20 protein-coding genes are annotated in these 20,213 nt (G+C 37.0%); all 20 read right to left on the minus strand.

Annotated elements, in window-relative coordinates; all coding sequences use genetic code 11:
- Positions 1-15 precede the first annotated feature (15 nt).
- Positions 16-1,281 carry a tetratricopeptide repeat protein gene (locus Q5760_RS17645; RefSeq protein WP_428908925.1) on the minus strand — a complete coding sequence of 422 codons (1,266 nt, stop codon included), beginning with the start codon at positions 1,279-1,281 and terminating at the stop codon, positions 16-18.
- A gap of 299 nt (positions 1,282-1,580) precedes the next feature.
- Positions 1,581-2,879, minus strand: coding sequence for a 3-phosphoshikimate 1-carboxyvinyltransferase (gene aroA, locus Q5760_RS17650; RefSeq protein ID WP_428908926.1), 1,299 nt, complete (start codon positions 2,877-2,879; stop codon positions 1,581-1,583).
- A 31-nt stretch (positions 2,880-2,910) separates the two neighbouring features.
- Positions 2,911-4,017 carry a prephenate dehydrogenase gene (locus Q5760_RS17655; RefSeq protein ID WP_428908927.1) on the minus strand — a complete coding sequence of 369 codons (1,107 nt, stop codon included), beginning with the start codon at positions 4,015-4,017 and terminating at the stop codon, positions 2,911-2,913.
- Positions 4,018-4,310: 293 nt separating this feature from the next.
- Positions 4,311-5,414, minus strand: coding sequence for a histidinol-phosphate transaminase (gene hisC, locus Q5760_RS17660; protein ID WP_428908928.1), 1,104 nt, complete (start codon positions 5,412-5,414; stop codon positions 4,311-4,313).
- Between the two features lie 21 nt (positions 5,415-5,435).
- Complete coding sequence (gene aroH, locus Q5760_RS17665; protein ID WP_428908929.1) at positions 5,436-5,816, minus strand: chorismate mutase; 381 nt, start codon at positions 5,814-5,816, stop codon at positions 5,436-5,438.
- Between the two features lie 37 nt (positions 5,817-5,853).
- Positions 5,854-6,930, minus strand: coding sequence for a 3-dehydroquinate synthase (gene aroB, locus Q5760_RS17670; RefSeq protein WP_428908930.1), 1,077 nt, complete (start codon positions 6,928-6,930; stop codon positions 5,854-5,856).
- The gene (gene aroC, locus Q5760_RS17675) at positions 6,930-8,099 is read right to left on the minus strand and encodes a chorismate synthase (protein ID WP_428908931.1); all 1,170 of its coding nucleotides are present in this window, start codon (positions 8,097-8,099) and stop codon (positions 6,930-6,932) included. The genes aroB and aroC overlap by 1 nt, the downstream gene beginning before the upstream one ends.
- Before the next feature lie 123 nt (positions 8,100-8,222).
- Positions 8,223-8,996, minus strand: a complete 774-nt coding sequence (locus Q5760_RS17680) for a CheR family methyltransferase (protein ID WP_428908932.1) — start codon at positions 8,994-8,996, stop codon at positions 8,223-8,225.
- A gap of 317 nt (positions 8,997-9,313) precedes the next feature.
- Positions 9,314-9,760, minus strand: a complete 447-nt coding sequence (ndk, locus tag Q5760_RS17685; RefSeq protein ID WP_428908933.1) for a nucleoside-diphosphate kinase — start codon at positions 9,758-9,760, stop codon at positions 9,314-9,316.
- A gap of 137 nt (positions 9,761-9,897) precedes the next feature.
- On the minus strand, positions 9,898-10,860 hold the full coding sequence (hepT, locus tag Q5760_RS17690; RefSeq protein WP_428908934.1) for a heptaprenyl diphosphate synthase component II: 963 nt from the start codon (positions 10,858-10,860) through the stop codon (positions 9,898-9,900).
- Positions 10,861-10,926: 66 nt separating this feature from the next.
- A complete protein-coding gene (locus Q5760_RS17695) occupies positions 10,927-11,628 on the minus strand; it encodes a demethylmenaquinone methyltransferase (RefSeq protein WP_428908935.1) in 702 nt (233 codons plus the stop codon).
- A gap of 3 nt (positions 11,629-11,631) precedes the next feature.
- Positions 11,632-12,447: a heptaprenyl diphosphate synthase component 1 gene (locus Q5760_RS17700; RefSeq protein ID WP_428908936.1), complete on the minus strand. Its 816-nt coding sequence runs from the start codon at positions 12,445-12,447 to the stop codon at positions 11,632-11,634.
- Between the two features lie 143 nt (positions 12,448-12,590).
- Positions 12,591-12,836 carry a trp RNA-binding attenuation protein MtrB gene (mtrB, locus tag Q5760_RS17705; protein WP_428908937.1) on the minus strand — a complete coding sequence of 82 codons (246 nt, stop codon included), beginning with the start codon at positions 12,834-12,836 and terminating at the stop codon, positions 12,591-12,593.
- A 28-nt stretch (positions 12,837-12,864) separates the two neighbouring features.
- Positions 12,865-13,434 (minus strand): GTP cyclohydrolase I FolE, encoded by a 570-nt coding sequence (folE, locus tag Q5760_RS17710; RefSeq protein ID WP_428908938.1) that lies wholly within the window; start codon positions 13,432-13,434, stop codon positions 12,865-12,867.
- Between the two features lie 524 nt (positions 13,435-13,958).
- A complete protein-coding gene (locus tag Q5760_RS17715) occupies positions 13,959-14,231 on the minus strand; it encodes an HU family DNA-binding protein (RefSeq protein WP_428908939.1) in 273 nt (90 codons plus the stop codon).
- 312 nt (positions 14,232-14,543) lie between these two features.
- Positions 14,544-16,022: a stage IV sporulation protein A gene (spoIVA, locus tag Q5760_RS17720; protein ID WP_428908940.1), complete on the minus strand. Its 1,479-nt coding sequence runs from the start codon at positions 16,020-16,022 to the stop codon at positions 14,544-14,546.
- 318 nt (positions 16,023-16,340) lie between these two features.
- Complete coding sequence (locus Q5760_RS17725; protein ID WP_428908941.1) at positions 16,341-17,048, minus strand: hypothetical protein; 708 nt, start codon at positions 17,046-17,048, stop codon at positions 16,341-16,343.
- Positions 17,049-17,078: 30 nt separating this feature from the next.
- Entirely contained in the window at positions 17,079-17,282 is a 204-nt protein-coding gene (locus tag Q5760_RS17730; RefSeq protein ID WP_428908942.1) for a DUF2768 domain-containing protein, read from the minus strand.
- A gap of 453 nt (positions 17,283-17,735) precedes the next feature.
- The gene (locus Q5760_RS17735) at positions 17,736-18,761 is read right to left on the minus strand and encodes an NAD(P)H-dependent glycerol-3-phosphate dehydrogenase (RefSeq protein WP_428908943.1); all 1,026 of its coding nucleotides are present in this window, start codon (positions 18,759-18,761) and stop codon (positions 17,736-17,738) included.
- A 20-nt stretch (positions 18,762-18,781) separates the two neighbouring features.
- A complete protein-coding gene (der, locus tag Q5760_RS17740; RefSeq protein WP_428908944.1) occupies positions 18,782-20,092 on the minus strand; it encodes a ribosome biogenesis GTPase Der in 1,311 nt (436 codons plus the stop codon).
- Positions 20,093-20,213: the final 121 nt, after the last annotated feature.

Consider the following 20,213-nt stretch of genomic DNA (forward strand, 5'->3'; position numbering starts at 1 on the left):
CAATCTTTATGTCTTTTAATAGGAACTAATGTCTTCTGACAGCCTTTGCCAAACACTAAAAAATTCTTCATTATCAGGTTCCAATTTAATCAGCTTACTAAACACTTCGACGGCTTTCTCTCGATTCCCTTCCTCCATTAAAAAATATCCATAATGCGCTAAAAAATCTGAAGTATCTTTAAAGAATGTATATGCTCTTTCATAGCTATTTAATGCCTGTGAATATTCCTCAAGATTTTGATAAGCTAAAGCTTCATCCCATAAAAATTGAGGATCTTCTTCCACTCCGACAAAACTAATGATTTCTAGCACATCTCCATATCTTTCTTGAAGAATAAATAAGCTATTTAAAGTACGTGCAGCTTCGATTAATTCGGGATCTAATGCAAGAGCTTCCCTCAGCATCGTTTCAGCCTCATCCTCGTTACCCGTTTTTAAGGCTAGTTTCCCACCATAAAAATAAAGATCCTTATTAAATTCATCATATTTGATTCCGTCTTTTATGACTCCATAGGCTTTAACTAAGTCTTCTTCTCGTTCATAGGCTCGAGCTAAATTCATATATAAGGAGAAATATTCTGGATCAAGCTCTTTTAATTGGAGAAATTGCTCAATTGCTTTTTGATTAAAACCAGCTTGCAATGCTGTAAAACCATAGTTAAATAATGTATTCAGTTCCACTCTTTCTTTAATCGCTTTTTCGTAATAACGTAAAGCCTCTTCAAAAGCACCGCCAGCACTCATCGCATCTGCAATTCTTTGATTCACATTAACCCCTGCCACCGTCTCTTCCTTTTCAAGAACTTTTTCATAACAACGAATGGCTTCGATAAATTTCCCTTCTTCTGAATATAATTCCCCTAATGCAAAATCAATTACCACTTCATTCGGTAAAAGTTCCTTTGCTTTTAATATTTTCTGTTCACTTACTTCGTAAAGTCCTTCCATTTGAAAAAGGTCTGCAAGGAGGAGAAGAGCTTCAGGGTAACTTGGGTCAGCCACTGAAATTTTTTCTAATTCAAGGATAGCTGCTTCTTCATCACCTTCCTCCATTAAAATTTCGGCAAGCAAGATGATGAGTTCACCTTCATTCGGATAATCCATTAAGAGTTGCTTTATTAATTCTTTCGTTTCTGAAATAAAACCAAATTTATATATTTGTTCAGCTACTAAAAACTTTTCCTCATTTGATCCAGATTTCAATATTTTTTGAACCTCTTCTAATGCTTGTTCATATAAACCATTTTCTAATTGTGTGACTATTTTATTCACGATATCCATATTTAAGACCCTTTCTTTCCAATTCACTATTTAAGGTTTGAGGATTTCCATAGATCCAAACTTGTGTATGTTCCATTATAACAAAAACAATCTATATAATTAAAAAAACAGCCTCATCAGACATTTTTGTTGATTTCGATTCAACACTTTGCTTTCCGCTCTGCTCATTCTATGACACCATGACATTTCGTTGCAACGATATCTTAGTTTGTCTGCTACTCCCGTGAGTCTTTGTCCCTTCTACTATGATCCCTTTAGCAAAACCCAAAAAAATAAAACTGCATAAAATGCAGTTTTATTTATTCGTTTATTAATAATTGATTTAAGTGTTCAAAAAATTGAGGGTATGAAACAGAGATTGCTTCTTTATCTTCTAGGAAAACCTCCTGATCACTTAGTAATGCAGCAATGGCAAGCATCATTCCAATACGATGGTCTCCATGGCTAGAAACAGTTCCACCAGACAAGGTACCACTACTTTGAATAATCATTCCATCCTCTGTGGCTGAGATCTTTGCACCTAGTTTTGATAATTCATTTACAACAGTATCAATCCGGTTCGTCTCTTTTACTTTTAGCTCATGTGCATCCTGAATAACCGTTTCCCCTTGAGCCTGAGTAGCAAGCAAAGCAATAATCGGGATTTCATCGATTAAACGTGGGATGATGTCCCCACCAATGGTTGTTCCTTTTAGATTTGAGGTTTTAATCGTAATATCTCCAACCGGTTCAACATTTGGATCTTCAGATTTAACATCTATCGTTAAATCAGCACCCATTTCCTGCATGACATCAATAATCCCAGTTCGAGTAGGATTTAAACCAACATTTTTTAGTGTAATACAACTATTTGGGACAATGGCACCTGCTACAAGGAAAAAAGCCGCAGATGAAATATCTCCTGGCACATGGATGGTGGTTCCCTTTAATGTTTGACCACCTATAACAGAAACACGCAAACCATCTTCTTCCACTTTACCGCCAAATTGACGAATCATTCGTTCTGTATGATCCCGGGATTTCTCCGGTTCTATTACTGTAGTTGTTCCCTCAGCCTGTAACCCGGCCAAAAGAATGGATGACTTTACCTGCGCACTTGCAACAGGGGGATGGTAGGTAATCCCTTTCGTTTCTCCACCTCTAATTGATAACGGAGTGTATTCTCCATTTTGTCTCCCATCAATTCTAGCCCCCATTTGAGAGAGAGGATTTGTCACCCTTGTCATAGGTCTTTTTCCGATCGATTCATCTCCTATCAAGGTAGAATGAAAAGGGCGTCCCGCTAAAATTCCCATTAATAAGCGAATGGTGGTTCCTGAATTGCCAACGTTTAATACTTCATTTGGCTCCTTAAGTCCCTTGAAACCTTTCCCATGGATCAGTAATTTGTCTTTATCTAATTCAATCTCAATTCCAAGCTGTCTAAAGCATGAAACCGTACTTAAACAATCTTCTCCCAATAAAAAACCAGTTACAGTGGTTTGCCCTTCAGCAATGGCACCAAACATAACTGAGCGATGAGAGATTGATTTATCACCTGGGACAACAATTTCTCCATTTAATGAATTTTGGTTATATTTTAAGGCTTGTGTACCCATATGTTCCACCTTTCTTTGCATAGGCAAAATGTCATGGTCCAACTGATGTTTCGAAGTTTGTATAATGCTCAATACATTTTTTTGCACGGGTACGATCTTCTTCTGTTTGGAAACTAATTACAAGTACTCCAATGATATCTTCTCTTGTTTCTCTAATTTGGATATTCGTGATACTAATTTCTTCTTTAGCCAAGTAGCCCGTAACTTCTGATACAACACCAGGATAATCTGGCACATCGACAAATAAATCATAAAATGCTGGAATTGCACCTTTTTGTTGTTGCGGAAGTTCATCCCTGAATCTCTTCGCTTCTTCAAAGTACTGATAGATTTTATCTCCATCCTCTGATTGAAGAAGACTAACAACGGTTTGCATTTCCAATTGCCATTGTTTCAATTGCTCTAATAATACCTCTTTATTATGTAAGAGAATATCTCTCCACATTCCTGGACTGCTTGAAGCAATTCTTGTGATATCCTTAAATCCACCAGCTGCCAATCGAGGAACTAAACTTTGCTCATTACTCGTTTTTTTAGCCTGATGGACAAGAGAGGCGGCAATAATATGAGGAAAATGGCTAATGACCCCTGTCAACAAATCATGATCATAGGGGGATACAACAAGGAATTTAGCCTTTGTTCCCTTTAACCATTCTTTCAGTTGGATCAGTTTTTCCTCTTTTACATTTTTATCTGGTGTCAATAAATAAAACGCATTCTCAAATAGAATGGCTCTTGCGGCAGAAACACCACTTTTATGAGAACCCGCCATTGGATGTCCTCCAATAAACGTTATTCCTTTTGTTGCTAATTTTTCTGCTTTTTTAACGATCTCAGCCTTCGTACTTCCCGCATCCGTTATCAGTACTTTGTCTTTTAAAGGTATTTCATAAAGTAAATCCAGTATACGCTCAGTTTCCACTACAGGTGTTGTAATTAGTATAAGATCAGCATTTTTTGCCCCTTCTTCTATACTATCCACCAATTCATCTACAACACCGAGCATTTTTGCTATTTTTCCTTGTTCTTTATAAATATCATACCCGGTTATTTGACAGTCCCCATGCTCCCTTTTGATACACAATGCGAGCGAACCACCTATCAGGCCTAACCCAATTACAAAAACTCGGCCCCTCAAAACATCGGTCACCACCTTTTCGCATTGTTATTAGAATAGCGGAAGCGCCTTGCCCAGCTTTGTATGGACTGACTTGCACTAGATGTGTAGACATCTACGTTCGCCATAGGACGTGGCGGATTTAGTCGATGCCCCCCTTGGGATAAAGAAATCACGATGAACACGAAAGTGCGAATCGATGTTGACGCAATCGTTGCGGAAGAAATGGGAAGTCCACTAGGAGCTAGGCACAGGAGCTAAACACTAATCTAACTTCAAAACTTAAACTATATTCATTTATAACGGAATGGTTTTTATTGAGAGATTGATGCTTTTTCTTGTAAATATTGCTTCATAACTTCAATAACTCCATTATTTTCTTCAGTAGATCCAACGGTAACCCTTACAGATGTTGGAAAACCAAGTGCATTCCCAGAACGAACAATATATCCTCGTTGAAGTAAATATTGGAATACTTCATCTCCACTTGTTCCAAAATCGATCAAAATAAAGTTTGCTTGTGACGGATAATAACCTAATTGTTTTTCCTTACAAAACTGTTCAAACTGAGCAATACCGTCTCGATTCTTTTGTCGACATTCTTCTACATAGGCTCCATCCTCTAATGCAGCCATTGCAGCGATTTGTCCAAATGTATTTACATTAAACGGCTCTCTTACAGGCTCTAACGCCCGTATAATATCTTGGTGCGCTACACCATAACCGACTCGAAGACTTGAAAGTCCATAAATTTTAGAAAATGTTCTTAACACAATCACATTCGAATGTTTTTTTGCAAATTCAACGGCATCATAAAAATCATCAGCCACCACATAATCATGATAGGCATCATCAATGACCACTAGTGTTTCTTTTGGAACATTGTCTAGAAACGACACGAGCTTATCTCTTGAAATATGTATGCCTGTAGGGTTATTTGGACTACATACCCATACAACTGCCGTGTTCTCATCGATAGCCGAACGCATAGAATCTAAGTCGTGTTGACCATCTACTAACGGTACTTCTCTGATTTCTGCTCCTTCAATAATGGCATTGTGTTTATATTGTGAAAAAGTTGGATTTGCCATTACTGTATTTTTTCCTGGAACCAAAAAGGAACGAGAGACAATCTGAATCAGATTGTCGGCGCCATTCCCGAAAATCAACTGATTTTCGTCCACATTCAAAAATTCACACATAGCCTCTCGCAATCTAGTAGCATATCCATCTGGATATATTGCAAAATTAACGGCAGCATCCTTTAAAGCTGAAACAGCCTTTGGTGATGCACCGAAAGGATTCTCGTTAGAAGCCAGTTTTACAATATGCTCAAGACCATATTCACGTTTTACCGATTCAATCGGTCTTCCTGGCTGATATGGAGTTAAAGTCAATAATTGTTCCTTCCATTGCATCATCATCCACCTCAACTTTCATTAGTCATGATTAGTTTTTTTTACTAAATCTGGTCGTAAAGAAACTGCTTTTTCTAAATAAATATGTTGAATTTCCCGTTGACCTTTTCTGGTATTAACATGCATCATCACGCGGATACATTTTTGCAAAGCATTTGGAACCGACATTTCTTTCATACACATAACAGGTACATAGCTCCATCCATCAATAGCTCGCATTGCTCTGGCTGGGAATGCATTTGTAACATCATCTGTTACAGAAATAAACACAGAGGCCACCTGTTCTGGCTCGATCTCATTTGCTTCAATCATTTCTCGAAATAATCGATCCGTAGCCTGTAATACTTCTGTTTCTGTATCTTCTTTTATGGTAATTGCTCCACGGACTCCTCGAAACTGCAAAAAATCCCCTCCCATTAGAATAGCACAAGCGTTTTGCTTAACTACTAAATTGCTTGAGCTCTTCTAAAATTATTTCTTCTGTTAATTCATAAATTTGTGGTATCCCTATTTCGTTTAATAAAACAAACCTGATTTGACCATGTATTGATTTTTTATCGCTTTTCATTCGTTTTATTAATGCCTCAAAAGATAATCCGTTTGGTAACTCCGTTTGATAGCCGAGCTGATGAAGCCATGAATATAATTCTTCCGTTTTCATATTTAGACCGGCAAATTTATCACTTAATTGCAAGGCATATAGCATACCGATAACAACTGCTTCACCATGTGTAAGCTTGCCATAGCCCAATTCCGCTTCAATAGCATGAGCTAGTGTATGACCAAAATTCAAATAGGCCCTAACACCGGTTTCTTTTTCATCCTCACCAACAATCGCACTTTTAATTTCGATTCCTCTAGCTAAAAAAGTCACAAGATCTTCTTCTTCGATATGGTCTAATGTCGTAATATGTTCCTTCAACCAATGATAGAAGGATATGTCCTGAATTAGACCGTGCTTGATCACTTCAGCAAAGCCAGACCGTTTTTCATGCTGCGGTAAACTTTCTAAAAACTGAGTATCATAAATGACAGCCTCTGGTTGATAAAAGGCGCCGATCATATTTTTACCCATCGGATGATTAATGGCGACCTTACCACCTACTGCACTATCATGTGCCAAAATGGTTGTGGGCAATTGGATAAATGGGATTCCACGCATAAATGTAGCTGCCACAAAACCTGCCAAATCGCCAACTGCTCCTCCACCTAAAGCAAGTATTAAAGAATGGCGGTCAAGCCCGGCATTTAATGCCGCCCCTTGACACTCATAGTACACGTCAAAGGTTTTGGCTTTTTCACCAGTTGGTACAATCATCGTTTCAATTTGAAAGTCAGCTAGTAATGAAACCACGTCTGAAAGATATAGTTCGCCAACCTTTTCATCTGTAATAATCATGATTTTGGTTAATTGTTGAAAGTGGCTACGAATAAAAACGGGTAGTTCAGCAATTGCCCCAGGACCAATAAAAACTGGGTAGGATTTCAATGGCGTTTTTACCACACTTTTAATCATTAAAATTCCCTCGCATATTTACGTTGTTGATCCACCACTTCTTTCAACGTTTCAAAACGATCACTGTAGAATTGATCTACGATCGCAGCAGCAAGCTCCCATGCAACAACATTTTCTGCAACGACAGCTGCAGCTGGAACCGCACAACTATCCGAACGTTCAACACTTGCACTAAAAACCTCTTTTGATTCAATGTCAACACTTTGAAGAGGTTTATACAATGTAGGAATTGGCTTCATAACCCCTCTTATCACTAGAGGCATCCCATTTGTCATTCCACCCTCTAATCCACCTAAGCGGTTAGATTTACGGTAGAATCCTCTTTCTTCAGACCAGATAATTTCATCATGCACTTGGCTTCCAGGGATATGGGCTGCATCAAAACCAATGCCAAATTCAACCCCTTTAAAAGCATTAATACTACAAATCGCATATGCTAATTTTGCGTCAATTTTTCGGTCATAATGAACGTAGCTGCCTACACCTGCAGGCATCCCTTCAACGATTACCTCAACAATCCCACCAATGGAATCGCCATTTTCTTTCGCTGAATCGATCGCTTTCATCATATCTTCTCCAGCTTTTGCATCTAAACAACGAACAGGAGATTCTTCAGTGATTTCTCTTAAACTTTGAATCGATTCATATGAAGAAACGTTTGACTTTACTCCACCAATTTCAACGACATGTGATGCTACTTCAATTCCGAGAAGGGAAAGCAGTTTCTTAGCAACTGCACCAGCAGCTACTCTAATCGTTGTTTCTCTAGCAGATGAACGTTCTAGTACATTACGCATATCTTGGTGTCCATATTTCAAAGCACCATTTAAGTCAGCATGACCTGGTCGTGGTCTTGTGACTTTACGCTTAATATCCTCTTCATTTCCTTCAAAGGGCTCAGCGCCCATAATTTTAACCCAATGCTTCCAGTCATTATTTTCAACAACTAACGCGACAGGTGATCCTAATGTCAAGCCATGTCTCACACCACTTGTAATTTCAGCCGTATCCTTTTCAATTTGCATTCTTCGACCGCGACCATATCCTTTTTGTCTTCTCGCTAATTGTTCATTTATATCTTCTTGTAATAGAGGCATCCCTGCTGGTAGTCCCTCTATAATGGTTGTTAATTTCGGGCCGTGTGATTCCCCCGCTGTCAAATATCTCATTTTTCTTTCCCCCTTCACATCATTAAAGGATTATGTATCAATATAACATATCCAACAAAATTAGAATAGTAAGTTTTTAAAAATATTCCTATATTTTTTTAGAAAAGCAAATATGGTTGTTCATTATAACTTTTTATAGAAAAAAGTATCTTCCACTTCCAATCCATATTTGTTTACGTTAAAAATTTGTTCAGTACTACCAACAAACAGAATCCCATCTTTGTTTAACGATTTTGAAAACTTATGATAGATGTGGTCTTTTGCCTCTTCTGTAAAATATATAAGGACATTTCGACATATAATTAAATCAAACGAAGAACCATATGAGTCTGCTAATAGGTTATGCTTTTTAAAATGGACGGCACTTTTAATTTGATCTGAAATCCGGTATTGATTACCATCACGGATAAAAAATTTTTTCTTCATTTCCTCAGGGGTTTCATGGAGAGAACGCTCTGGATAAATTCCCAACTTTGCACGCGCTATCGCCTTTTCATCAATATCAGTCGCTAATATATTGATTTTATGTAGTGGTAGGTATTTTGACAAAACCATCGCAACTGTATAAGGCTCCTCGCCTGTGGAACATGCTGCACTCCAAATTTTTGGATTTCCGACGCGCTTCAACATTCTTGGTAATATTTCTTTTTCTAAAACCTCCCAACGTTTATAATTTCGATAAAACTCAGAGACATTAATCGTCATTCGATCTAAAAATTCATATAACAATTCCGAATCTCGATTCAATGCCTGAAAATAAGCTTGAAAGGAGGAAAACCCCTTTTTTTCATATAAAGAAGTTAATCGCCTCTTCATCTGCGCCTCTTTATATAAAGCTAAATCAATTCCTGTTTTCGATTTAATTTGCATAATGAACTGTTGATAATCATTAGACATTTCTCTACTCCCTTATTAGGATAACTTTAGTATAGTACAAAAGGGATGCTCTTTTCCATCCATTTATTAAAATGTCTAATTATCCACAATAACGGGTAGTAACTTCACTTTAGATAATACATATGTAGAAATAGAAGTCAGGTGGGAGATCAACTCCATATAGACCAAAGGAATAACCGTAAACTAAATGTCCCTGTGGCAACGTCTGTGCGTACAACACACAGGTCTCAATTACCCAATTGGGAGAAATAGTCCCCCCGATGGAAGTTTCACTTTATATAAAAACGGCACTTGAATGTATCAAGTGCCGTTTCATATTAATAAATCCATTGGCTCATCAATTTATTATATTGAACTAATTCTTCCTCTTTAAAAAATAAACCGATTTCACGAACCGCACTTTCTGGTGAGTCAGAACCATGAATGACATTTTTCCCGACTGTTACACCAAAATCTCCGCGAATGGTACCAGGTGCTGCATCTTTTGGATTAGTCGCACCCATCATTTGACGTGCATTCGCAATCACATTCTCTCCTTCCCAGATCATCGCAAATACTGGTCCAGATGTGATAAAGTCAACTAACTCACCAAAGAAAGGTCGCTCTTTGTGCTCACCGTAGTGTTCTTCAGCTAGTTCTTTTGGGATATTCATTAATTTCCCACCAACCAGTTGAAAACCTTTTTTCTCAAAACGCGAAACGATTTCACCAATTAAATTGCGTTGTACTCCATCTGGTTTTACCATTAGAAATGTTTTTTCCATAAATGACTTCAGCCCCTATTACAATATGTATAGTGGACATCTTCCAAAAATAGGAAGGCTACCCATGGAAATAATACCATTTTTTTGAATATTTTACAACTTTCTCCATCTTCTGAACGGAAACAAGTTAAAATTTTCTAAAACTTACGTCTTCCAATGTATTTAGCTATATTCCTTAAGGCCGTTTTCGATGGGTTATCAGGTAATTGTTCCACCATTTGAAGCGCTTTATCTAAGTAGAGATTACTAATCCTTCTGGCTTTTTCAATCGCATCAGACTGAACTATCATTTTGATTATTTGATCCATCTCATCTTTAGGCATATCTTCATGAACCTTACTAATCTTTAATGCAGTTGCTTCATCTTCCATGGCATATAATACTGGAAGTGTAATATTTCCTTGTAATAAATCTCCACCAGACGGTTTCCCTAATTCTTTTTCTGTTGCTGTAAAATCAAGAATATCGTCAATAATTTGATAGGACATGCCGACATAGTATCCATATTTCGCAAGTTTCCAAGCAACCTCTTTATCTGCGTTCGCACTAATAGCGCCCAACTGACAGCTGGATTCAATTAATAGAGCTGTTTTTCGTTTAATTCTCCGTAAATAATTTCTCAAATTCTGGTCGAATCGATATTTATCCTTCATTTGCTCTAATTCACCAATAACAAGCTCTACCATTGTATTTGAAAGGATCGTATGTGCTTCAGGTTTTTCTATTTCAGCCATTAACTCCAAGGCACATGCAAAAATATAATCACCTGTATAAGTAGCAAAGCGATTGTCCCATTTTGCCTTAACGGTTGGCTTTCCACGCCTTATCTCTGCATCATCAATCACATCATCATGAATGAGTGAAGCGGCATGGATTAATTCCAAAGAAACAGCAACCTTCTTGATTTTATGGATATCATAATCACCAAATTTTGCTGCTAGCAAAACAAATAGAGGCCGAATCCGCTTGCCTCCTGCTTGTAGCAAGTGTAGTGAGGCTTCACGCAACAATGCTGAATCTGCATGCACCGCCTCTTCTAATGCTTTCTCTACAATATCTATATCTGAATTTAAAAATGAATACATCATTTTAAATTTCATATCCGTATCCACCTTGCTATAACCCCTGCTTGCTATAGATAAGCAAACAGAACATCCATTTATTTTCTATCGTTTAAATCCAAAGTGTGCTGCTGCAACGCCACCCGTATAAGGTTTATAGGTTACATTTGTAAAACCGACCTGTTCAAACATCCCTGCTAGTTTTTTCATACCTGGAAAATGACGGGTCGATTCATTTAGCCATGAGTATTCCTGATAGCTTTTTGCAAATAATTTTCCAAAAAGCGGCATGATAAATCGAAAATAAAAGTAATATAATTGCTTAAAACCAATCATGGTTGGATGAGAAGTGTCCAATGAAACGACCATTCCTCCAGGTTTCACAACACGATACATTTCGTTTAATACTTTCTCAATATCCGGAACATTTCGTAATCCAAACCCAATTGTTACATAATCAAAAGAGTTATCAGGAAAAGGAAGCTCCATCGCATTGCCATGTATAAGGGTAACATTTCTATAATTTTTCAATTTTTCCTTACCAATCTTGAGCATATTTTTACTAAAGTCAAGACCCGTTACTTCTCCATTTGTTCCAACCGCTTCAGCTAACGAAATGGTCCAGTCACCTGTACCACAACATAAATCAAGCGCTCTTGATCCATTCTGTACGTTCATGCGTTTCATAATGTCTGCACGCCATTTCACATGCTGTTTGAAGCTAATAACGGAATTCATCTTGTCATACTGTTGATATATATTCTCAAAAACACGGTGGACTTTTTCTTCTTTTGTTTGTTCCTGCATTCTTTACCCTTCTTCCACATATGTTTTTTCTACTAGATCATGTAATCTAGTTATTTCAATTAATCGCTGTTTTAAGGAAGAATTTATTTGCGGGAATAGATTTTCCATTTCGTTCACAAGTCGCCTTCTAGTTCGTTCAATATAGTCCTCACACTGCTCAACTATTTTTTGCTGTATAGAACTGATTCGGGCATTTTGATGACCTTCAGAGGTCGATCGATTCATAGCACGAAGAACGACAGATTCCCCGGTATTCTCAAATTGTTCCTTTTCTTCAATTAGCCGTTTTAACAAAAGAAAATTGGATGTCATTTTATTCCAGTTTGTAAAGTTCGATGATTGCGTGAATTCCTCAACTAAAGCGAATTCAATAATTTTCACACTCTCCATAACCTCACTTACAGTATTTTGATTTTTACTGTAAATGTTTACCTTATGCTCATTAATCCTTTTAACACCTTGGGATAACTTTTGTATCATTTCTATGTTTTCTACTTTTGCCAAACATTTATAATATAAACCGCTATAATAATCCCCAGCTAATATCGTGAGTTGTCTAGCTTTTAAACTTTTTTCACCATTTAAAGTGTTCGATACGTGATCATGGGTATCTAAGGCAATATTCATTAGCATGATCGCGATAATAAATGAATTTTTTTCCTTTGGGGATAGATCTAACTGATCTGCGATTGAAATAAGAATCAGTAATTTATCTTCATCAATTTTGGGCAAGTTGATATATTTACGTAAATAAGGATGTAAAACATATCTTTCGATGACTTCTTTCATTTGTGCTAATCTTATTTCAATATCACTCATGATATCACACCCTTATTCCCCTAATTAAAATTAATAAAAATATCCGATAATATCTCGGACAAGCAGACCCAATTATACCACAAAAGGAGGTATATTGGGACCTATAATCTTAAAATGTCCGATTTCTATTATTTCACTAATAATCAATGAGATTGTTCTTTTTTTCCTTCGCTCTCAAGGTCTCCATATTGAGTTTTGATTAACGCTGAGCCACGGATTTTAATTGCAGAAGTATGTTCCGTAAATTGAGCAATCAACACTTCACCCTTGTCCAATTTTTCAGAGTGATGAAACTTTGTATCTGATCCTCTCGTAAGCCCAATTACGTTTACACCATCTTCTTTTGCTTTGATGATTACATACTCATTCGGAGTAGGTTTCGTTGACATAAGACTCGTACCCTCTTTCGTTCAATTTTTATGCATCTTTGATTAGTGATAATACCTCTGACCTTAATGTACTGTCTTCAGCAAATACACCTCTTGTTGAGGTTGTAAGCGTTTTAGTCCCTGGCTTATTCACACCTCTCATCGACATACACATATGCTCAGCTTCAATCAACACCATCACGCCATGGGGGTTTAGTGTTTCATATATATTCTCCGCCAGTACAGTAGTAATACGTTCCTGTAATTGAGGTCTTCTCGCAACAGCTTCCACTGCTCTAGCAAGTTTACTTAAGCCAGTTACTCTTCCATCTTTAGGTAAATAAGCAATGTGTGCCTTTCCAAAAAAAGGTACGAGATGATGCTCGCACATAGAATAAAACGGAATATCCTTAACTAAAACTAATTCTTCATGATCTTCGCTAAAAATAGTTTCAAAGTATTCTTTTGGATCCTGACCCATTCCACTAAATACTTCTTCATACATTTTCGCTACTCTCTTTGGAGTTTCGATTAAACCCTCTCGATTCGGGTCCTCTCCGATCGCTTCTAATATTAAACGTACCGCTTCTTCAATTTGGGTACGATTGAACTCTGACATCTGATTTCCTCCTAAAGTTCTCTATAGATGAGTTAAATATGAAAAGAAATCTCAAGAATTTAATGTATTCATTCATTAATTATTTACTATTTATAGTAGCATACTTTATGAATAATTATTAGGTGGAAAATACGGGGATAAGGTATTCATAAAATTAAAAAATAAAATTTCCATCAGCGAGGTATTTCAACGTACAGGATGTACTAGTGCAGGCGTCGCGATAAGTTTTTTTCGGCATTAGCCCTTAGAAAAAGCAATCGGAATCCGCGTAACAGAACGCCGTTTTTTAAGCCTGCTTCATCCCCTACTGATCGTTTGTGACCAGCTCACTGGTCATACAGACCTTGCCACGGGCTTCATTTAGTCTTCGTTCTTCATGGACTATACTGGTAGTTGATTTTTTTATCGACTTTCGCTATTCCCTCAGTATCTTTAGAGAGGAGTCTTACTGCCTGTAAAACATGTAGGGATAAGATTAATAAAAAACCGCGAATGCTCGCGGTTTTTTTAGCACTTTTATGTAATTATTTTACTGCATCTTTAAGCGCTTTACCTGGTTTAAATGCAGGAACTTTACTTGCAGCAATTTCAATTTCTTCTCCAGTTTGAGGATTACGTCCTTTACGTGCAGCACGTTCGCGTACCTCAAAGTTTCCGAAGCCAATCAGTTGTACTTTATCTCCATCTTTTAAGGCATTTAAGATTGCATCAAAAGTAGCGTCTACTGCTTTTGTAGCATCCTTTTTAGAAAGTTCACTTGCCTCAGCAACTGCGTTAATTAATTCTGTTTTGTTCATGACAGTCACCTCCTCCCGATTAGTAAAAAACCTTGGAAACACTGATTCTTATTTACATTTGTAAACAAAAATAGGAAATTCTATACATCATTACCATTTTTTTATGATAACAAGGATTATCTTAAAACATAGAAACAATTATTTCAATATTTTTTTGAAGAAAGTCCTCTATTTTCAAGGGTTTATTCATTTCCTTACCAATTCCTTTAAAAGAGTATCATAACCAAATACGATTCGCAAGAGAATTTTAACAACAATGGTAACTTTTCTCAAAGTTTCTATACAAAAAAAGAACTCTCAAAAAGAGAGTTCTTATAAAATAATGGCAATAAGTCCACCTGAGCCTTCATTAATTATTCTTTCTAATGTTTCTTTTAATTTATATCGCGCATTTTCTGGCATTAATGAAAGTTTCGCTTGAATTCCTTCACGTACAATCGAACTTAAGCTTCTTCCAAAAATATCTGAATTCCAAATGGATAACGGATCATCTTCAAAGTCCTGCATTAAATATCGTACAAGCTCTTCACTTTGTTTTTCAGTACCGATAATTGGAGCAAATTCACTTTCAACATCTACTTTTATCATATGAATTGATGGGGCTACCGCTTTTAAGCGTACTCCAAAACGAGAGCCTTGCCGTATAATTTCGGGTTCTTCCAAGCTCATATCAGCAAGAGCTGGTGAGGCAATTCCATATCCCGTTTGTTTTACCATTTTCAGAGCGTCAGCTACTTGATCATATTCAGTTTTTGCATGAGCAAAGTCCTGCATCAACTCAAGAAGGTGATCCTTTCCACGGATTTCCACACCGACAATTTCTTTTAAGATATCATCATATAAATCATCAGGTGCGAATAAATCAATTTCCGCTACTCCTTGCCCCATTTCAATTCCAGCTAAACCAGCCTGATCAATAAACTCGAACTCAGAAAATTGTTGTACGACTCTATCTACATCACGAAGCCTTTTAATATCTTTTACTGTTTCTTTTACAGCCTCTTGGTAACTTTCACGTAACCAATGATTTTCTTTAAGTACCATTACCCAGCTAGGAAGATTTACATTGACCTCTAATACTGGGAACTCATATAAAGCTTCTCTCATCACACTTAGAACATCTGATTCACGCATTCCTTCAACACTCATCGCCAACACTGGGATATCGTACTTTTCTGAAAGTTCTTCTCGAAGCGCAGCTGTATTTGGGTGTTGTGGTTGAACGCTATTGATTACCATAATAAATGGTTTTCCAACTTCTTTTAATTCTTCTATGACTCTTTCTTCCGCCTCAATATAATCACTGCGAGGAATATCCCCAATTGTACCATCAGTCGTAATAACTACACCAATGGTGGAATGTTCTTGAATGACTTTTCTTGTTCCAATTTCAGCTGCTTCGTGAAATGGAATCGGTTCTTCATACCAAGGGGTTGAAATCATTCTAGGACCATTTTCATCTTCATATCCTTTTGCTCCTGGTACTGTATAACCCACACAATCAACCAAGCGAATATTCACATCCAATCCCTCAGCCACATGAATGCTTGCTGCTTGGTTTGGCACAAACTTAGGTTCTGTAGTCATAATCGTTTTTCCAGCAGCACTCTGAGGCAATTCATCTTGGGTACGCGCTCGCTCTGCTTCATTATTGATGTTTGGCAATACAACTAATTCCATGAATTTTTTTATAAAAGTTGATTTACCCGTTCGGACTGCACCTACTACACCTAGATATATATCTCCGCCAGTTCTTTCGGCTATATCTTTAAAAACATCTATCTTTTCCAAGTGATCGCCTCCTAAAATCCCTATAGTAGTGTATAGAAAGTACCCATCGATTGTTTTATACAATATATGTTTATGATGTTGTCCTACATCGTTATGACAGTTTTCTATATTTTTAACCTCCTTGCAGGAAGAATCGCATGTGAGGAAGAAATGCGAAAGCGCCTTGCCCACCCCTGATAAAGATAACTCTCCAACTGGCAAGCCGAAGGCGAAGACAGAGGAGTCGTTGCCTTAAGGGAGAGGCGCTGAAGCTAGACATTTCCCTTTCACATAAAAAACCCTTCTTTTACAATATATTTTGTAAAAAAAGGGTTATGACTAATTCGTTAAAAAGATTGGTTCTTTTGTTTCCGAATCAACTGTATATGGCAAAGAATAGGCAGGAACAAACGGTGAATCCTTTACTAAAATATCGCGAATATCATCTCCAGTTTGAATTTCACCCTTTTCCTTTTGTAGGGCTAAATATAAATCACTGCTGTAATCTACATATATTTCCGCTTTATGATTAATGACAATAGGGAGCGGTTGATTTGTAAATGGACTTACAACATACGGTTCTTCCTTGAGTCCTAGCAGTTCATAATCAATGCTGTAAATATTTTCAGCAAGCTTTTCTTTATAGGGAGGATACCCTTGGACGTTAATCCGTAAATTAATCTCACTAATTAAATCAGCTATACGCAAGTCATAAATTTTTACGGATGGATTGTTTTCAGCGTTAACAATCACATATTGATAGACTCCGCCACTTTCATAGGCATTACCTGGTGGCTCTGCCATATACTTTGGTACTAATCGTTTGAAATCAATCGGATATTTATGGTAAATAGGAGTATCTTGATCTAATGTTTTAATCGGTAGAATTCCACCTTGATCCTGTTGAAATTGCTCTACCGCTGATTGTACCAATTGTAATTGATCCTGATAGGGAATTGTATTTTGTGCTAAACGATCTTCAGGGTACTTACATCCTGTTAATGATAGTAAAATCATTATCAACATTATTTGTATTGATTTTTTCAAACTAATCAATCCTTTTAATCTACTAAATTACTATGAATTGGTTGGTCCACTAAAAACAACTAAAAATATAATAATTCCAGATATTAATAAAAGCAGATAAGCAAAACTAGCGGAAATGAACTTAATCAGTTTTTGTTTTATTTTGAATCTGCTCAAATAAATTAACACCATAGATATAAACAAAAAGCCCATTGATGCAAGCGATATCCACATTTTCATTAATGCTTCTGACATGTTTCTTCCTCCCCTTATTTGAGAAGTATTATATCACAATCGTAAATATTTTTATAATGTTTTGATTATTTATTTTATTACTATTTTAGAGTTTGTTCATCCATTTATATACGAACAACAAAAAAGGTCAGAATAATGAACGAGGTTCCGCTCTTTATTCTGACTTCCAATTGACTAAATAACCCATACACTCAGTTTAATAAACCAGTTTCCTTCGTATGCATTGTATGCACACTCTATTGAAATCGCATCCTCAAATGCCTATAAATGAAAAGTTTTTTTACAGTTTGCTTCCTAATCAAAATGGCCCATCGAATTTGCGTCCGGATATAATCCCTGATATCGAGAAATTTCCTTAAGTTCTTTCAGCCGGGGTTTGACCCCCTACCGAATTGATAAAAGCTCGCATTTATCTCGACACTTATATTCGTTAGAGACTTCTGATGTAGAAAGTTAAATGGTTAGATCTTCCATTTCATGTGTTTTCATCCTGCTCATTAATTTGTCTACTGCAGCTTTTGGATTTCCACCATTAAATAATACTTGATAAAGAGCGTTGGTAATGGGCATTTGAACATCGTGTTTTTCAGCTAACTGCCAAGCGGCTTTCGTTGTTCTTACCCCCTCAACAACCATTCCCATATTATCTAATACTTCCTGTAATGTTTTGCCTTTACCAAGTAAATTCCCAGCTCGCCAATTTCGGGAATGCACACTTGTACAAGTGACGATTAAATCCCCGATTCCTGTTAATCCTGCAAATGTTAGAGGGTTGGCACCCATTTTCACGCCAAGACGTGATATCTCTGCTAGTCCCCTTGTCATTAACGCAGCTTTCGCATTATCTCCATAACCGAGTCCATCTGAAATTCCCGCTGCAAGGGCAATAATATTTTTTAGTGCCCCACCAATTTCGACACCAATAATGTCAGGATTGGTATAAACACGAAAATGTTGATTGATAAAGAGATCCTGTATTTTTTCTGCTGCAGCCATAATTTTTGATGAAACAGTTACCGTTGTTGGCTGTCGCAAACTAACCTCCTCAGCATGGCTAGGTCCTGAGAGGACAACAATACTATCATATAAATCTGTAGGCATTTCCTCTTCAATCATTTCAGAAATAGTCATTAAAGTATCTGGTTCAATCCCCTTACTAACATGGACAATCGTTAAAGGTTCTTTTTGGAATGTTCTAATTTTCCCCAACACTTCCCGAATCGCTTTTGTTGGTACAGCTAAAACGATCGTTTCTACTCCTGAGATCGCTTCTTCAAGTGAAGAATAGCCGATAATCCCATCCGATAAATGAATATTTGGCAGATACTTTTTATTTGTATGCTTTTTGTTGATCTCCTCAATCTGGTCTGGATTATGACTCCATAAACGTACATAATGCCCATTATCTGCTAAGACAATGGATAAAGCTGTTCCCCAGCTCCCAGCACCAATTACTGTAACACTCTCCTGACTGTGCATTACATCACACCCTTTTTCTCTTACTTTCTTGCTCTTGGGAAAATTTTGATAGGAGTTCCCTCAAACCCAAATGCATCTCTAATCCTATTTTCTAAAAATCGCTCATAGGAAAAGTGAAGCAATTCAGGTTCATTCACAAAAACAACAAATGTTGGTGGTTTCACAGAAACTTGCGTTGTGTAATAAATTTTTAATCGTCTTCCTTTATCCGTTGGCGTCGGGTTCATGGCCACTGCATCCATAATGACATCATTTAAAATACTTGTATCTACGCGGCGCGCGTGGTTTTCACTCGCCGTATTAATCATTGGCATTAAAGTATGGATTCTTTTTTTCGTTTTTGCCGATAGAAAAACAATCGGTGCATAATCAAGAAATTGGAAGTTATCACGTATATTCTCTTCAAATTCCTTCATCGTCTTTTCATCTTTTTCTACAGCATCCCATTTATTAACCACAATCACTATAGCTCGTCCTGCTTCATGAGCATAGCCTGCAATTTTTTTATCTTGCTCAATGATTCCCTCTTCTCCATTAATAACGACTAACACCACATCTGAGCGTTCGATAGCCCGAAGAGCTCTTAAAACACTGTATTTCTCCGTCGTTTCGTACACTTTTCCTCTTTTTCGCATCCCTGCCGTATCAATGATAACGTATTCTTGTCCATTGTAGGTTAAGCTCGAATCGATCGCATCACGAGTTGTACCTGATATATCACTAACGATGACACGTTCCTCACCTAAAATAGCATTGACTAATGAAGATTTCCCCACATTAGGACGACCAATTAAAGAAAAACAGATAACATCATCATCATAATCCTTTGTGTCCCTTTTTGGAAAATGTTTCGCTGCTTCATCAAGTAAATCTCCTAACCCTAATCCATGGGAGCCAGAAATCGGGAAGGGTTCACCAAATCCCAATGCGTAGAAATCATATATTTGATCGCGCATTTCTGGGTTGTCAATTTTATTAACTGCTAACACAACAGGTTTTTTCGCTTTAAATAAAATTTTTGCGACTTCCTCATCTGCTGCAGTTACACCTTCTCGACCATTGGTTAGAAAAATAATCACATCTGCTTCATCAATGGCGATTTCTGCTTGTTGCCGAATTTGTTCTAGAAACGGCTCATCGCCTATATCAATACCACCTGTATCGATAATATTAAAATCATGGTTCAACCATTCTGCAGAACTATAAATACGATCCCTTGTCACCCCTGGAATGTCTTCTACAATTGAGATTCTTTCTCCAACAATTCGATTAAAGATCGTTGATTTTCCAACATTAGGCCGACCCACAATGGCAATTACTGGTTTTGCCATTATCATCACCCTCCTTATATATTACAAGCTGTTTGTTATGTATTCTTTTCCTTTATTCTCAAATAAAATCTACCATATTAGATTGTTAAATGCGACTTTTACAAAGATAAGAAAACCCTTC

The organism is Niallia sp. Kr1, from assembly GCF_050389805.1.
GTDB lineage: Bacteria > Bacillota > Bacilli > Bacillales > Cytobacillaceae > Bacillus_BD.

Bases quoted from the DNA above. Each gene is read 5' to 3' on its own strand.
- ndk (WP_428908933.1), bottom strand. From the start codon at position 9,760: ATGGAAAAAACATTTCTAATGGTAAAACCAGATGGAGTACAACGCAAT.
- hepT (WP_428908934.1), bottom strand. From the start codon at position 10,860: ATGAAATTTAAAATGATGTATTCATTTTTAAATTCAGATATAGATATT.
- folE (WP_428908938.1), bottom strand. From the start codon at position 13,434: ATGTCAGAGTTCAATCGTACCCAAATTGAAGAAGCGGTACGTTTAATA.
- der (WP_428908944.1), bottom strand. From the start codon at position 20,092: ATGGCAAAACCAGTAATTGCCATTGTGGGTCGGCCTAATGTTGGAAAA.
- Q5760_RS17680 (WP_428908932.1), bottom strand. From the start codon at position 8,996: ATGTCTAATGATTATCAACAGTTCATTATGCAAATTAAATCGAAAACA.
- aroA (WP_428908926.1), bottom strand. From the start codon at position 2,879: ATGGGTACACAAGCCTTAAAATATAACCAAAATTCATTAAATGGAGAA.
- aroC (WP_428908931.1), bottom strand. From the start codon at position 8,099: ATGAGATATTTGACAGCGGGGGAATCACACGGCCCGAAATTAACAACC.
- Q5760_RS17695 (WP_428908935.1), bottom strand. From the start codon at position 11,628: ATGCAGGAACAAACAAAAGAAGAAAAAGTCCACCGTGTTTTTGAGAAT.
- Q5760_RS17700 (WP_428908936.1), bottom strand. From the start codon at position 12,447: ATGAGTGATATTGAAATAAGATTAGCACAAATGAAAGAAGTCATCGAA.
- aroB (WP_428908930.1), bottom strand. From the start codon at position 6,930: ATGATTAAAAGTGTGGTAAAAACGCCATTGAAATCCTACCCAGTTTTT.
- Q5760_RS17730 (WP_428908942.1), bottom strand. From the start codon at position 17,282: ATGTCAGAAGCATTAATGAAAATGTGGATATCGCTTGCATCAATGGGC.
- Q5760_RS17735 (WP_428908943.1), bottom strand. From the start codon at position 18,761: ATGCACAGTCAGGAGAGTGTTACAGTAATTGGTGCTGGGAGCTGGGGA.
- Q5760_RS17645 (WP_428908925.1), bottom strand. From the start codon at position 1,281: ATGGATATCGTGAATAAAATAGTCACACAATTAGAAAATGGTTTATAT.
- Q5760_RS17715 (WP_428908939.1), bottom strand. From the start codon at position 14,231: ATGAACAAAACAGAATTAATTAACGCAGTTGCTGAGGCAAGTGAACTT.
- mtrB (WP_428908937.1), bottom strand. From the start codon at position 12,836: ATGTCAACGAAACCTACTCCGAATGAGTATGTAATCATCAAAGCAAAA.
- hisC (WP_428908928.1), bottom strand. From the start codon at position 5,414: ATGCAATGGAAGGAACAATTATTGACTTTAACTCCATATCAGCCAGGA.